The 16054-nt window shown below is 51.1% G+C and carries 12 protein-coding genes; all 12 read right to left on the bottom strand.

All coding sequences use genetic code 11. The annotated features are described in order from the left end of the window. Nucleotides 1-70 precede the first annotated feature (70 nt). Nucleotides 71-2986, bottom strand: coding sequence for a ribonucleoside-diphosphate reductase subunit alpha (locus UNDKW_RS04275; protein ID WP_162057714.1), 2916 nt, complete (start codon nucleotides 2984-2986; stop codon nucleotides 71-73). Nucleotides 2987-3777: 791 nt separating this feature from the next. Further along, a complete protein-coding gene (locus UNDKW_RS04270; RefSeq protein WP_304941456.1) occupies nucleotides 3778-5232 on the bottom strand; it encodes a sigma-54 dependent transcriptional regulator in 1455 nt (484 codons plus the stop codon). Next, nucleotides 5229-6989, bottom strand: a complete 1761-nt coding sequence (locus UNDKW_RS04265) for a PAS domain-containing sensor histidine kinase (RefSeq protein WP_162057713.1) — start codon at nucleotides 6987-6989, stop codon at nucleotides 5229-5231. The genes UNDKW_RS04270 and UNDKW_RS04265 overlap by 4 nt, the downstream gene beginning before the upstream one ends. A 23-nt stretch (nucleotides 6990-7012) precedes the next feature. After that, complete coding sequence (locus tag UNDKW_RS04260) at nucleotides 7013-7264, bottom strand: PP0621 family protein (RefSeq protein WP_162057712.1); 252 nt, start codon at nucleotides 7262-7264, stop codon at nucleotides 7013-7015. Further along, nucleotides 7261-8070: an inner membrane protein YpjD gene (locus tag UNDKW_RS04255; RefSeq protein WP_162039905.1), complete on the bottom strand. Its 810-nt coding sequence runs from the start codon at nucleotides 8068-8070 to the stop codon at nucleotides 7261-7263. Before UNDKW_RS04255 ends, UNDKW_RS04260 begins: the two co-directional genes overlap by 4 nt. Nucleotides 8071-8139: 69 nt before the next feature. Beyond that, nucleotides 8140-9498 (bottom strand): sigma-54-dependent transcriptional regulator, encoded by a 1359-nt coding sequence (locus tag UNDKW_RS04250; protein WP_370529083.1) that lies wholly within the window; start codon nucleotides 9496-9498, stop codon nucleotides 8140-8142. A 45-nt stretch (nucleotides 9499-9543) separates the two neighbouring features. Beyond that, nucleotides 9544-11373: an ATP-binding protein gene (locus UNDKW_RS04245; protein ID WP_162057711.1), complete on the bottom strand. Its 1830-nt coding sequence runs from the start codon at nucleotides 11371-11373 to the stop codon at nucleotides 9544-9546. 6 nt (nucleotides 11374-11379) lie between these two features. Continuing rightward, nucleotides 11380-11838: a cache domain-containing protein gene (locus tag UNDKW_RS04240; protein WP_162039903.1), complete on the bottom strand. Its 459-nt coding sequence runs from the start codon at nucleotides 11836-11838 to the stop codon at nucleotides 11380-11382. A gap of 92 nt (nucleotides 11839-11930) precedes the next feature. Then, nucleotides 11931-12728, bottom strand: a complete 798-nt coding sequence (locus UNDKW_RS04235; protein ID WP_162057710.1) for an ABC transporter ATP-binding protein — start codon at nucleotides 12726-12728, stop codon at nucleotides 11931-11933. A 1-nt stretch (nucleotide 12729) separates the two neighbouring features. Next, nucleotides 12730-13548 (bottom strand): ABC transporter permease, encoded by an 819-nt coding sequence (locus UNDKW_RS04230; RefSeq protein WP_162057709.1) that lies wholly within the window; start codon nucleotides 13546-13548, stop codon nucleotides 12730-12732. Between the two features lie 92 nt (nucleotides 13549-13640). Then, nucleotides 13641-14612, bottom strand: coding sequence for an ABC transporter substrate-binding protein (locus tag UNDKW_RS04225; RefSeq protein WP_162057708.1), 972 nt, complete (start codon nucleotides 14610-14612; stop codon nucleotides 13641-13643). A 183-nt stretch (nucleotides 14613-14795) separates the two neighbouring features. After that, nucleotides 14796-15944 (bottom strand): ABC transporter substrate-binding protein, encoded by a 1149-nt coding sequence (locus UNDKW_RS04220; protein ID WP_162057707.1) that lies wholly within the window; start codon nucleotides 15942-15944, stop codon nucleotides 14796-14798. Nucleotides 15945-16054: the final 110 nt, after the last annotated feature.

The raw sequence follows: 16054 nt of genomic DNA, 5'->3' as shown, positions 1-16054 counted from the left end.
CCTTACTTTTTGTAACAGCTTATTCTTACGACAGGAAGCAGTCATGCTGCTCCCTGCAAACTTGTATGTCTTATTGGCAGGCTTCACATTCTTCGAAACCGGCATCACCAGGACGCAACATGCAGGCCGGACCATCCGTTTCCTGTGCTGCAGCACTGATGCCAGCAGGTGCTGCAGCATAACCACCACCATTACCGTCCACTGCCACCGCATTCAATGCACCGGTTTTACTGGTGGATTTTTCAGTGTGTGTTGCGCCTATGGTGCGCAGGTAGTAAGTGGTTTTCAAACCACGCAACCAGGCCAGCTTGTAAGTCTCATCCAGTTTCTTGCCGGATGCGCCTGCCATATAGATGTTCAGGGACTGTGCCTGATCTATCCACTTTTGACGACGCGCAGCTGCCTCAACCAGCCAGGATGGGCTAATTTCAAATGCAGTTGCATACAAAGCACGCAAATCTTCCGGGATGCGGTCGATACGGGCCAGGCTGCCGTCAAAGTATTTCAGGTCAGCGATCATGACTTCATCCCACATGCCGCGCTCTTTCAGATCGCGCACCAAGTGTTCATTGATCTCGGTAAACTCGCCTGACAAATTCGACTTCACATACAGGTTTTGGTAAGTCGGTTCGATACAGGCGGCCACGCCAATAATGTTAGAAATTGTTGCAGTCGGCGCAATCGCCACGCAATTGGAATTGCGCATGCCAAATTTCTTGATGCGGTCACGCAGTGGGTACCAGTCCATGGTTTCCGAGAAGTCAGCTTCCAGATAACCACCGCGTTCTTCGGCCAGCATCTTCAGGGAATCTTGCGGCAGGATGCCACGGTCCCACAAAGAGCCAGGGTAAGAACTGTAACGACCACGTTCCTCAGCCAGTTCCGTCGATGCCCAATAAGCGTAATAGCAGACGGCTTCCATGGAAGTATCAGCGAACTGTACAGCATCCATCGATGCATAAGGGATACGCATCATGTGCAGGCAATCCTGGAAACCCATGATGCCCATACCGACAGGGCGGTGACGCAGATTGGAATCGCGCGCCTTCTTCACTGCATAGTAGTTGATGTCGATGACGTTATCCAGCATACGCATCGCTGTACGCACAGTTTTTTGTAATTTAATGTGATCCAGCTTGCCGTCTTTCATGTGGGCAGGCATGTTGACCGAACCGAGATTACATACCGCGATCTCACTGTCGTTGGTGTTCAGGGTAATTTCTGTACACAAATTGGAACTATGGACCACGCCTACGTGCTGTTGTGGCGAGCGGATATTGCAAGGATCTTTAAAGGTGATCCATGGATGACCAGTTTCAAACAGCATGGACAGCATCTTGCGCCACAGGTCCAGCGCCGGGATTTTTTTGGACAGAGTCAGTTCGCCCTTGGCTGCTTTTGCTTCATAGGCGACATAAGCCTGTTCGAAAGCCTTACCAAATTTATCATGCAGATCAGGTACATCGGATGGGGAGAACAAAGTCCAGTCGCCTTTTTCCATGACGCGCTTCATGAACAGGTCAGGAATCCAGTTCGAGGTATTCATGTCATGCGTACGGCGGCGATCATCGCCTGTGTTTTTGCGCAGGTCGAGGAATTCTTCGATATCCATGTGCCAGGTTTCCAGGTAGGCGCACACTGCGCCTTTGCGTTTACCGCCCTGGTTAACAGCGACTGCCGTGTCATTGACAACTTTGAGGAAAGGCACAACACCCTGGGATTTGCCATTGGTGCCTTTAATATGTGCGCCGAGCGAACGTACTGGTGTCCAGTCATTACCGAGGCCACCGGCATATTTTGCCAGCAGGGCGTTTTCCTTGATGGCTTCATAGATGCCATCAAGGTCATCGGCAACTGTGGTCAGGTAGCAGGAGGACAGCTGTGAGCGTTGTGTACCAGAATTGAACAGGGTCGGTGTCGAGCTCATGAAGTCAAAGCTGGACAGCAGATTGTAAAATTCTATGGCGCGGGATTCGCGATCAATTTCATTCAGGGACAAGCCCATCGCGACACGCATGTAGAAAGCCTGAGGCATTTCTATGCGGGTACCGCGTACGTGCAGGAAGTAACGGTCATACAAAGTTTGCAGACCAATATAACCAAATTGCAGATCACGGTCAGCAACCAGGGCATTTGCCAGTTTCTTCAAGTCGAACTGGCCCAGCTTGGCATCCAGCAAATCGGCCTCTATACCCTTCTTGATGAACTTGGGAAAGTAATCGAGGTATTCTGCTGCGGCATCCTGTTGCGCCACTTCTTTGCCAAACACTTCTTTACGGACTGTATGCAAGAGCAGACGTGCAGTGACCTGGCTGTAAGCAGGTTCTTTTTCCATCAGCGCGCGGGCAGCCAGGATGGCGGATTTGTACAATTCTTCTACCGGCACGCCGTCGTACAGGTTCTTCAAAGTCTCAGCCAGGATGGCATCCGGATCAGCCAGCTTGTCGAGCCCCAGGCAGGCAGCGGCAATCATCTTGCGTACTTCTGCCACGTCCAGTGGACGGGACTGGCCGTCAACGATGACGTGCAATTGCGACACAGCGGCTTCTGCATGGCCAGGCGCATCATTGACGCGGCGGCGTTCTTCCATGCGTTTGGCGCGGTACAAAACATAAGAGCGGGCAACATCATGCTCGCCTGAGCGCATCAGCGCCAGTTCAACCTGGTCCTGCACATCTTCTATATGGAAAGTGCCACCGGCTGGCTGGCGGCGCAGCAGAGCAGCAACCACGCTGGCTGTCAGTTGTTCTACCAGTTCACGGATTCTGGCGGACTCTGCACCATGCCCACCATTCACAGCCAGAAACGCCTTGGTCATGGCGATGGCGATTTTGGATGGCTCGAAACCAACCACGGAACCATTACGGCGAATGATGCGATATTCGCTATAACTATTCAGATTGTTTGCAGCAGGTGTCGCTGCTACATTCAAAACCGATTCCAGTTCTGGCTTGGACGAAGTGGATATTTCAATAGAAGAGTGCATTGATCCTCCGGATGCAGTGTTATTTTTTGCCTGCAAAGCTCAAGGAAAACAAAAGCTTTGCAGGTCATGGGTTAAACAGTCAAATGACTAAGCGACTAAACAAAAAGCAGATAAGGTGCAGCAGAGCTAACAGCCGGACTAAGCGACATTCGCCAAATCCGGTTTATTTTGTTTACATCAGACACTAATTCAATTGCAAAACGTGAGGGAAATTGAAGCAAGGCAAGAAAACAAACAAATCCTGAAAACCACTACATCTAGTGCGCTAGTTTTTATTTGCCCTAATTCTAGTGCCGCCTCAGACGATATGCAACCGCTTTTTATTTAATTAATTGAATTATTTTTTCTGTAAATATGTGTACGAGGTGTTGACTTTCGCAAAGCACAGAAATGCGTTAGTGCCGCTGCGAGCGGGCACTAACATTTAATTTCATGCTAGTGGACTGTAACAGTGGAATCGAGAGTGAAAGACATGCGCCCGGCGCATCAGGGCAAGACGCAAAACACAGCGATAGCGGGGCTATCGCGAGTATTTGCAACGCAGCCATGATCGCCGCGCGCATGGCAAGCACTCCGATTTTCGCTGTTACAGTTCACTAGTAGCGGAGCCTGGTATTACCTGGCAAATGATTCCCAAAATGGGTGTGGCAATGGAATCAAGAAAGTGAGACTGATAGTGGTCTTGCAGCAATCACACTACAAGCAGGCAATTGGCCGGACGCATGCGACCAGAATCGCCATCATCAACAGATGCAACTAAAAGACACGACTAAAAGAGACCACTAAATAATTTACTCCTGGATCTTCAGTTTTTGTATCTGGTAACGCAGTTGACGGAAACTGACGCCCAGCAATTCTGCCGCCTGGGTACGGTTGTTACGGGTCTGCTGCAGGGCACGGCGTATCATTTCGCGCTCTACGCTTTCGAGATAGTCGGGCAGCGAGCAAGGCAAACTTGGAGCAGAGAATACATCCAGCGCGGTAACAGCGGGTAATTCAGGAACAATATCGCTATGATTATTGACAACAGCGGTCGGGACGGGCTGTGCTATCGGCAGTTCAGGCAACTTCCTGGTTCCGCGCAAGGCCAGGTCGCTAACCTCTATGCAGCCATCATTGGCAAAGGCAACTGCACGCTCCAATATGTTTTCCAGCTCACGCACATTGCCGGGAAAGTCATAACTGATCAACGCGTCAATTGCCTCTACTGACATATCAACATCATTACCTGTCAGTTTCTTGAGGATATTGCGCGACAGCTCGACTATATCCTCCAGTCTTTCGCGCAGAGGTGGCAAGTGCAATTCAATGACATTCAGGCGGTAATACAGGTCTTGCCGGAAGCGCCCCTCTTCTACACAGATCGCCAGGTTCTGGTGGGTCGCACTGATAATGCGCACATCAACTGCCTCTTCGACCGTGGCACCAACCTTGCGCACGCGCCTTTCCTGTATGGCACGCAGTAACTTGACTTGCATGGGCAAAGGCAGGTCAGCCACTTCATCAAGCATCAGGGTGCCACCGTTGGCAGCCTGAAAAAAACCATCCCTGTCATCAGCGGCACCAGTAAATGCACCTTTTCTGTAACCAAAGAATTCAGCTTCCATCAAGGTCTCGGGAATTGCCCCGCAATTGACGGCGATAAAAGGCTTGTCGGCCCTGGCGCTGCTGCTGTGTATTTCGCGCGCCGCCAACTCCTTGCCGCTACCAGATTCGCCAGTAATAATGACCGGTGCCATGCTGCGTGCAAGGCGGCTGATCTGCGCCCTGACCTCTTGCATGCCTTGCGACTGGCCTATCATGAAAGAATTGGCGGGGACATTCAGTTTTTCCGGAGTCGCCAGTTGTACTTTTTGAACCTCATTGGTTTGCAGGGCCGACCTGACGAGCTTGCGCAACTGGTCAAGCGCCACTGGCTTGGAAACATAGTCGAAAGCACCGGCCTTCAAGGCAACCACGGCATTGTCAGCACTGCCAAAAGCGGTGATCACGGCAATAGGTGTGCTCTTATAGAGGCTATTTACCTCCTGTACCAGTTCCATGCCCGATCCGTCAGGCAGACGCATATCGGTCAGTACCAGTGCATAGCTACGCTTGCTCAGGTGAGCGCGGGCCAGTGCCAGGGTTTCTGCGCTATCGACATCCAGCCCCATTTTGATCAGGGTAATCTCCAGCAACTCACGCAGGTGCGCCTCATCATCCACTACCAGGATGCGGGGACAGGCCGCAGCTTCCATCATACTCATGCACTGTATCCAGAGAAATTAATTACAAAACGCCCACTGGGCTCTGTCTTGCCTGCTTCGTTTTCTTCAACCCGGTATTCATAGTCAAGCAAGGCATGGTTATTCAAACACAACTCCCTTGCCATATACAAGCCCAGACCAGTGCCCATACGTGAAGTAGTGTAAAACGGCTCAAACAAGTGCGACCTCACTTCATACGGAATCGCCGGTCCATCATCTTGTATATGCAACTCTTGTCGGCCACTACTGTTAATACAGGCAAACAGTTTGATACTGGCTGTTTGCCCACTGGCGTAACGTATGGCATTCGACAAAAGATTCAAGACGACTTCGCGCAAATGACTGGGGTCAAAGTTGACGAGGAAGTTTTCGTTTTTCAATACCGCAATAAAATCAGTGGGCAAGTTACGTGTTTCTATAAAATCCCTGACCATTTCTTCAATCTGGTCCATCACCAGATATGGTTCCACATCCGATTGCGCCTTGCGTGAGAGCTTCAGGATATCTTCTATGAGCTGGTTCAGGCGTGCTACATTGTCATCAACAATCTTCAGCAAACGCTTTGCCTGCTTGTTTTCCTGTCCGGGATGCCCAAGGTCTTCATTTAGCAACGAGGCTGCATAAGAAATCGACGACAGGGGATTACGCACTTCATGAGCGATACTTGCGGTAAGGCGCCCCATTGATGCCAGCTTCAGTTGCTGCGCCTGATTTTCTATATCAGACACATCCTGCATGAAAATAATCGTATAACCGCCATTGCGCTCCCTGAAACCACCTACGTTAACCGCTTTGATGGCAACAAAGCGCAACTTAAGGTGCGTCACAAAATGTGGGCGCTCGCGCTCGAAGCGCTCCCTCGTCGCGGTATCGGCTGCTATTTCCCCGAGTTCCGGCTTGGGATCGTCGAGATAACATCGTATTGATACAAAGGAGATTTCTTCTTTACGACGGTCCGGCAAAGCAGGGCGAGCTTGCATATTGCTAAGGGCTTCAACAATCGGGCGTAAAGCTGAGATACTCGCCAATTCTATGCCTATCATTTCTTTGCTCAGATTACCACTCAGCATGCGGGTAGCTGCCGGATTAATTTCAAATATACAACCATCATGATCCAGAACCAGAATACCATCACCCATATCTGAAATCACCAATTGGTTGATGGATTGCTGTATGGCCAGCGCATTGCCGCGCTGCACCGCCAGTTGCTCCTGATTAATCAGGTTATGTGCCAGCCGATTGACCACGGACACAACTGCGAAATAAGCGGCCCCAAACAGACCAGCCTGCGACAACAATGTGCCGTCTTCCAATTGCAAATAGCGGTATAAGCTCTCGCCCAACAAGAAAAGTACGACAACGGAAGCAAAGAAAAATGACCAGACCAGGGGGCTCAATATGGCGGCACCTGCCAGTGGGAACAAAAACAGAATCCCCAAGCCACTTTTATTCCCCCCGCCAGCCAAGTACATGATGGAAATGATGATGATGTCGAGCAGTATCTGGGTTGTCAGTTGCCACATGAAACGGCGGGGATACAATTGCTTGAGCACCACAAAGCCTATCGCCACCGACAGATAGATCAGGCCTATGTCACGCCCGAATAAGGGCTCGCTGGTCCAGATATCTTTGCCACTGCGCAAACTCAGCAAGATCAGCAAGCTGCCAGCCACCACGATGCGCGAGGCATTCAGCGTTTGCAGCGAGCGCCAGAACGAATGCGAAGGTTCGGACACGTCGTGGTATGCTTCAGACATTGACGTCCTGTCGGCTGGCAAGCTCATGCAAGATCAGCATGTTCTTGGCTGCAGTAAACCTGTCCGGCGCGCTGCACGGCTTCTGATGCGGGTAAATAAATCTGGCAATGGGCGCAGCAAACCATGGTCTCAGCCGATCCGGCATGCTGTGAACCGGCATTTCCTGGCTCCAGCGGTTGTTCAGGATTGCCAGATCCGGCAGCAGGGGGCTGTATTTTTTTCTTCAGGGCCAGAATCACCAGCATCACCAGCCCCAGCCAGAACAGTAACCTCATGACAGGCTCCTGTGTAACAAGACTTCCAGCACAAAACGGCTGCCTACATAAGCCAGCAGCAAGGTGATAAATCCTGAGAGCGTGAAACTCAAGACAGTTTTACCACGCCAGCCACGCCAGTAACGTCCTGTCAGCAAAATGGCAAACAAGAGCCAGGACAGGAGAGACAGCAGGGTCTTGTGATCCCATTTAAAAGCTACGCCCAAAACCTGCTCTGAAAATATCACACCTGACAAGACTGTGAGTGTGAGCAAAACAAAACCAAACAGGACAAAACGGAACAGTATTTTTTCCATGGTCAGCAAGGCAGGCAGCCTGTCTATCAGGGTATTGAGCCATTCCACATTTTTTACCGCACGCAATTGATGCAGATGCTTGTCTTGTACTGTCATGACGACCGCATGAAAGGCCGCTATCGTCAGCGTGCTATAGGCCAGCATGGCGACCACGACATGCCAGGGAAACATGGCAGTCTTGCCAGCCAGGGCAATCAGGCTGCCTGGAAAAAAACTGGGCAAGACAGCCATCAACGCGGCATTGGGCATCAGTAACAAGCGCAAGCCATCAAGGGAGGCGTTGCGATTTTCCAGCCAGCAGACAAACACGGATACCCATAGCGCGGCGGACAACATGACGGCAAAGCCCACCCTGAGCGCGTGATCAGGGAAAATCGTCAGCCACAAAGCCATGCCATGTGTCAGCCAGGCCAGTGCACTGACGGCATTTGACAGCGTCAGCCAGCGCCCGGGCAGGACTATGCTCAATATATATAAAGCAGCGGCAAGGAATGATAGATAGATTTGCATGGGACAAGTTTACACCAAGTCGCATGAAAAGTCGGATTATGCATGTTCAGCGACTTCCGCAAGTACCCCCTAACTTGCCACCGGATTGATTGATGACAAGGTTTTTTGATATTTTTTTATCTTGTCGTACAGGGTTTTCTTGGGGATGCCCAGTGCTTCAGCGGCGGCGGCCACGTTGTTGGCGCTCTTATCCAGTGCAGCCTGGATCAGGCTGGCTTCATACACATCCAGCTTTTCCGGCAGGCTGCAAGCAGTCGCTATCTGGACCTGGCCAATTTGCGGCGCAGGCAGATCGGCAAATTCAGCCACACCCAGCACCAGTTGATCGGCGAAATTGCGCAACTCACGTACATTACCCTGCCAGTCTGCCTGCATCCATAATTGCATTTGTGCGGCAGACCAGGCCGGCACCTGCTTCTGATAACGCAGGGAGGCTCTCTGTACAAAATACGAGAGCAACAAGGGAATATCTTCCCGCCTGTCATTCAGTTTGGGCAAATGCATGGTGACGACACTGAGGCGGTAATACAAGTCTTCACGGAACTGCCCTTGCATGCTCAGTTTCAGCAAGTCTGTTTTGGTAGCCGCGATGATGCGGCAATCCAGTGCAATAGATTGATTGCCGCCCAGTCTTTCAAGGCTGCGCTCTTGCAAGACCCTGAGCAATTTGATTTGCAGGTTCAGTGGCATACTTTCAATTTCATCAAGAAATACCGTACCACCTTGCGCGTACTCCAGTTTGCCTATACGTCGTTTCTGCGCGCTGGTGAAAGCACCAGCTTCATGACCAAAGATTTCGCTCTCAAAGACAGACTCTGGCAAGGCACCGCAATTGATGGCGACAAACTCGCCTTTGCAGCCACTGGCCAGATGCAATTGTCGCGCCACCACTTCCTTGCCGGAGCCGGTCGCGCCGTTGATCAATACATCAACCTGTGTCGGGCCTATGCTTTGTATGAATTTCCTGACTTTTTCTATTTGCGGACTTTGGCCTATCAAGTCTGGTGTGGCCGCATGATTCAACCAGGATAATTTGAGCTTGCGGTTTTCCATGACCAGCCGCCGCTTTTCCTGGGCACGCAGGCAGGCATCGAGCAGGCGCTCCGCCGCAAATGGTTTTTCCAAAAAATCATAAGCACCGTGGCGCATAGCTTCTACCGCCATACTGACATCGCCATGGCCGGTGATGATGATGACGGGCAGTTCGGCATCGATGCCGCGTACTTTTTCCAGCACGTCGAGGCCAGACTTGCCGGGCAAGCGCACATCGGTGACGACAATGCCAGCATAGTCTGCCTTGATATAGGCATCGGCCAGTTCAGCACTGGCGCAGGCCTGCACTTCAAAACCACCGAGCTCCAGCGTCTGGGTCGTCGCCAAGCGCACTGCCTGCTCATCCTCTATTAATATAGCGAGCATTTGAGTCATACTGTTTCCTTACACTATGTATACAGTCATACGCGATCAGCGGTACTAACTTGTACTCGCCTGATCAGCCAGCGGGATACAGACTGTGAATTCAGCACCGCCATCCGGGCGGTTATCAGCCACCAGGCTGCCATTCATGGCCTGCACGATGGAAGACGAAATCGCCAGTCCCAGCCCCAATCCCTGGCCAATTTCCTTGGTGGTGAAAAATGGCTCAAACAAATGACCGGCCACATGATCGGGTATGCCGGTACCGGTGTCGGCGATCGTGATTCTTGCCGTGCCCTGCGCGTTACTGAGTCTGACATCGACTTCCCTGACCGGGCTGTTTTCTACCGCGTCCAGTGCATTGCGTATCAGGTTGATCAGGACTTGCTCTATCCTGACGGTATCACCAAGTACCCGGGCGGGTTCATCTACATGCACACTCAATTTGACACCGCGCCTGTCAGTTTCGCTGCGCAACAAACTGACCGCGGACTGAATGGCTGTCTGCACATCGACTTCGGCAATCGCGTTAGGGCTCTTCCGGGCAAAACCCTTGAGCTGGGCAATGATGCTGCCCATGCGTTCGCTGGCGTGGCTGATATGCACCAGATTCGCCAAAGCCTGCTCAGCCTTGCCACGGTTCATGAAAGTGATGGCGTTATCGGCAAAAGCGCGTATTGCGGTCAGTGGCTGGTTCAATTCATGGGTGATGCCGGTGGCCATCTGGCCCAGCATGGCCAGTTTGCCAGCCTGCACCATTTCATTCTGAGTAGAGCGCAGCAGGTTTTCAGTCTGCTTGAGTGTCAGGTAGCGGCTTTCAAGTTCTGCATTCGCCTGCGTCAATTGCCGGGTGCGCTCGGCGATATGCAGCTCCAGTTCATCTGCTGCTTTCTTGAGAGCACGTTGCGCCAGCCGTCCCTCTTCCAGCCTCCGGCGGCGCTGGTCAAATACGGCAGCAAAGGCAAGTGCTATACCGAGTATCAAAGCCACCACCAGCGCAGATTGCAAACCCGCACGCGTGACTTTGCCTTGCTCCGGGAATAACATTAACTGCCAGTTCAAACGACCTATCGGTCTTTGCAGATAGTCGTCATAGCCTTTCTTTTCCTTCAGCGGCAATTGGGCAATGGCTTCTATATGCTTGCCACCGTATTGCAAAGTCGCCTTTAAATCCTGCTGCACTGCAGGCGACAGGCTTTGCAGGCTATGGTATTTCCAGGAGGCGCGATTACTTAAAAACACGACGCCATGCCTGTCGCTGAGTGCAATGGGTTCTTCACTACTGCCCCAGGCTTGCTCAAATTCGTTGAGGATGATCTTGACGGCGATCACGCCTATCGGTGCCTGGCTGCCACGCTTGCTGCCGGGTGGATAGACGGGCTGGGAAATAAAATAGCCAGGAATATTGGTGGTATTGCCTATCGCATAAAAATGACCGGGCTTGACCTGCTTTAAGGCCTCAGAAAAATAGGGCCTGAAAGCAAAGTTCTGGCCCAGATAAGTTTGCTCAGTATTCCAGTTACTGGCGGCGATGGTATTACCCTGCACATCCATGAGATAGATGGCGGCAACCTTGGCTTGCTCAGCCAGCTCCTGCAAACTCAGGTTCAGCGCCTGCGTCAGCTTGCCATCTTCCTTGTGCAACAAAGCCTCTGCCGTCATCGGCAGATAAGAAATCGCAAAAGGCAGGGTTTCGTAGCGCTCAAGTACAGACTCAATATCCAGCGCAATAATCTGCAACTGCCTATCACCGGCCTGACGGCTATTGTCCCTGGCAATGCTGGCCGCCACAAAATAACTGGCGACCACCAGCACAATACTGACCGCCGCCACACAAATAAAGATCAGGCGCCGGTGACGGGCACTGTCAACAGGCGGCGCTGTCACAAGCTCTTACTTATAGATACCACAGTTGATAACGATGTCTTCATACTTTTCAAAGTACATGGATTTTTGTTCTATCTGTTTAGAGACAGGATTGACAAACTTATAGTCCTGCCAGCCCTTGCCCTTGGTTTTGGCGAGCTCCATACGTTCACGTACGAACAGCTTGCCATCGGCATCTTTTAAATCCATTAAGTCCTTGCCCTGCATCTTGGCATTTGCACCATGGGCCAGGTTCTTGCCATTCATATCATTAATGGTGACATACAGGTCGCGGTCACGGAAAGGCCCTTGCAGATTATTAACATCAGCAAAAGTCTTGTCCCTGCCATTCGCCTTGATACTGGCAATGACTTTTTGCACCATGGCGACAGCCTCAGGTGCCGTGCCATGGGCATTTTGCGCATGACTGGACGCGCCCAACAAGAAAACCAATCCCGCTACTACCATTCGTACGAATTTAAGCATGATGTCTCTCCTTATGTTTTTATGGGCGCGTCCGCGTTCCTACTTCTAACTTCTAACTTTTTACTCCTTACTTCCTGTCTCCAGCTTGCTGCTTAATCTACTGCCGCCATCTTCAATTCATCATTGTGATGTCTTTGCTGCTCTTCCATGACCAACTGACCGAGTTCACGCTTCAAGGCATTGAAGCCAGGATCAGAAGGATCGCGCGAACGTGGCAGTTCAACAATCAGGTCTTTTTTGACCGTTCCTGGCCGGTAAGTCATGACAACGATACGGTCAGCCAGGTAAATTGCCTCTTCTATACTATGGGTCACGAAGATGATGGTTTTCTTCAGTTCTGACCAGATGCGCAGCAACTCATCCTGCAAGTTGCGGCGCGTCAGGGCATCCAGCGCACCGAAGGGTTCATCCATTAACATGATAGGCGAATCCAGCGCCAATACACGGGCAATTGCAACGCGCTGACGCATACCGCCAGACAAATCCTTGGGAAAGCGTGCCTTGAAATCACTCAGACCCAGCATACCCAGCAGGCTGGCGACACGCTGCTGTATCTCAGTCTTGGCCATGCCCTTGATTTCCAGACCAAAGGCGATGTTCTGCTCCACCGTCATCCAGGGAAACAATGCATATTCCTGGAATACCATGCCACGGTCTGGACCTGGAGAACTGACCTTCTGCCCGTTTGCAATAATATTGCCGGAAGTCGGTAGTGAAAACCCCGCAACCGCGTTCAGCAGAGTTGACTTGCCACAACCAGAAGGCCCCAGCAGACAGACAAACTGGCCTTCAGGTATCTCCAGATTAATGTCACGCAAAGCCACAACTTCTTTGTCAGCCGTTTTGAAGATTTTATTCACGCCTTCAATTTTGATATGAGTAGAATTCATCTCAGTTCTCCAATCCACGGTGCCAGCGCAGCAAATAGTTATTCAATTTATTCATCGCCAGATCAATTGCCAAACCCAGCAAACCTATGCTGATCATGCCTGCAATAATCTTGTCAGACCAAAAATACTCACGCGCCTCCAGTATGCGAAAACCCAGGCCATTGTTCACGGCAATCATTTCCGAGACGATGACCACGATAAAAGCAGTACCTATACCAATACGTACACCGGACAAGATATAAGGTACAGCCGCTGGCAACATGACGCGCACAAACATGGTGGTCTGGCTGGCCCCCAGATTGCGGGCGGCCCTGATGTAGATACCATCGACATGACGCACACCGGCGATGGTGTTCATCAGTACAGGGAAAAACGCGCCGATCGCGATCAGGAAGATGGCTGGTGGATTACCCAGACCAAACCACAGTATCGATAACGGGATATAGGCTATCGGTGGTATGGGGCGCAAAACCTGAATCAGGGGATTCATCCATGCATACATCCTTTGGCTCGAACCCATCGCCAGCCCGAGTGGCAGCGCCAGACCTGCGCCGACCACAAAACCGACCAGCACGCGGTACATACTGCCCATGGTGTCGCGTATCAATTCGCCAGAAAAAGCCCAGGCCAGCCAGCTCGTCGTCGCCACGTCCCTGGCTTCATAAGGGGACGCATACTCTATCCATTTTTTTACCACCGCCATAGGCGTAGGCAAGACCTGGGCATTGACCCATCCCATGTTGGTCACCACATGCCAGATCGCAATCAGAATAACGGGCACAATCAGCCCCGCGCCAATTTCACGCCATTTGAATTTCATGATTTTTCCTTCAAGAATTGTGGGGCGGGGGTGAGCTGACGGCTAAAAAGAGCGTGCTCACCCTTTGCTCAAACTAAAGACATGCTTGATGCCTATTTTATGTTCAGGCTCTTCTTGGCTTGTTCCAGAAGATCGGTTTTTACCCAATCCTTGGCGACTGGTGGCTTGGCCATTTTACCCACGCCATATTTTTGCATAAGATCAGTGGTGATCTGTATGTGTTCTGCCGTCACATCATAAGAGTAAGGTGAGTTTTCTATGGCATTGACAAAATCTTCATGGCTGACCTGACCCTTGAACATGTTTTCACGCACATATTTTTCAGCCAGTTCCTTATTGTCGATAAAGGTCTTGGTCGCTTCAACAAAGCAGCGCATGAATTTTTCTGCAACCGGGCGACGTTCTTTATAAAACTTCTCTGTCATGACCATGGTACGGATCGGTTCGCCTATCGGGGTATCGTAAGGCTTGATGATTTCATTGCCAAAACCCTTGTTGATGGCCTGGGAAGAATATGGCTCGGACTGCATGATCGCGTCAACATTCTTGCCCAGCAGAGCCTGGTTCAGATCAGGAAAACCGAGATAAATGATTTGCACATCCTTACCTGGTTGATCAGAATAAGTCAGGCCATTTTGTGCCAGTTCGGCTGCCAGCAAGATGTCCTGGATACCGCCACGGGTCACGCCAACTTTTTTACCTTTTAAATCTTTGACAGTCTTCATGCCCAGGTCTGCACGTCCAACCAGACGGGCACCACCCTTGGCGAAACCTGCCACCAGATAAATAGGTGTACCACTGGCACGGGCAGAAATCACTGCTTCTGAAGATACAGCCCCTACATCCAGCTCACCTGCGATGACGGCCTGCATGGCATCAAGACCCTTGGCGAACACACGCTCTTCTACCTTGATGCCACACTTGGGAGCGATTTCCTTGATATAGGATACCGCACCGTAATGAGCGAATTTCAGGTTACCCAGCCTGACAACCTCCTGGGCCTGGGCAGCACTGGCAAATAATCCGGAAGTAATAAGGCTGGCAAGCAAAATCTTTTTGAACATCTTTGTCTCCTGGGTTTTGATTTGATTTTTCCTACGCGTACTGATTAGCAGATATTGTGCCAGCACGAGAATTTTAGTAAACAACTGATTTCATTCAAGTTTTCATATGAGTTTTTGCAAACGCGATGCGAAAACCCGGATTATCACTACTACGCATTCCGTGTTTTCGCACTGAGATATACATTAGCGCAAGAACTTGCCATCCCGCCCTATCATCGTCAGATCAACAAACTCACTGCCGCTGTGGTCGTGGTCACTATAAGTGACTGTGACACCACCCAGATCAACCTTGTGCATGGATTCCAGCGCGCGTATCAGACCTTCCCGCGTCAGGCCCTTGCCCGCCCGCTTCAAACCTTCTACCAGCAACTTGGCAGAGACGAAGCCTTCCATTGCCGCATAAGATGGTGCCACACCATTGTCTTTGGCAATGGTCTTGAATTCTTGCCCCAGAGTAGAAGATACCAGATGGGGAGCAGGCATAATCTGTGACACCATCACGCCAGTTGCCACCGGCCCGAGGGAATCAATGAAGGACTGCGAAGCATTATTTGACAGTGTCATGATTTGTACGGTGCTGCCTTTGGCACGCAAACCACGGATCAGTTCTGCCACGGTAGTGGCAGAACCGACGATGATCACTGCCTTGGCGGTTGACTTGGTTACTTCATCAATTGCCTTGGGTACGTCAGGTTTTGCCCTGTCATATTTACTGATCAGGGATGGCTTGAGTTTGAAGCTGTCCATCGCATTGGTAAAACCGATCAGCCCATCGCCGCCGAAAGTATCATCGACATGCACGATGGCGATATCTTTGAGGCCTATGGTAGAAAACTGCTCAACAGCCTTTTTTACTTCATCCTGATACCTGGCCCTGACATTGAATACATAGCGGTTAACCGGATTATGGAACACTGCCGCACCGGTACTCGGTGCCACCAGCGGCACCTTGCTGGACGCCAGTATAGGAAGGATAGCCTGGGTATGCGGCGTGCCGCGCGACTGGAACAAGGCAAAGACATGGTCTTTCTTGATCAGTGTCTCGGCATTGGCAGCGGCAATCACGGGATCAAACTTGTCATCGACAATGTGTAGCTCTATCTTGCGGCCATGCACGCCGCCATTCTTGTTGATCTGGTTGAAATAAGCGGCAGCGCCTGCATTCATTTCTTTGACCGGCCCGGCAATCTGCCCGGTCAGGCCTACGGTTTGTCCTATTAATATGCTACTGTCAGTGACACCTTCCTCTGCCAGGCTGTAGCCGGACGAAGCAATCAGGGTGCACAGGGTAAATATGCGTGACAGGCGCCAGGCACGATGAAGTCGTCTCATGATTGTCTCCAGATTATTGAGCGTCTATTTTTGAACTGGCGACAAAACCTGGCTGACATTGCAAAGAATGTGCAGCCATCTTGATTTTGTAACAAGCTCTGGAATAGCAC

It is taken from the genome of Undibacterium sp. KW1 (genome assembly GCF_009937955.1).
In the GTDB taxonomy this organism is placed as follows: domain Bacteria; phylum Pseudomonadota; class Gammaproteobacteria; order Burkholderiales; family Burkholderiaceae_D; genus Undibacterium.
Note: the sequence above shows the minus strand (reverse complement) of the source record. Positions and strands in the feature narration are given on the sequence as shown.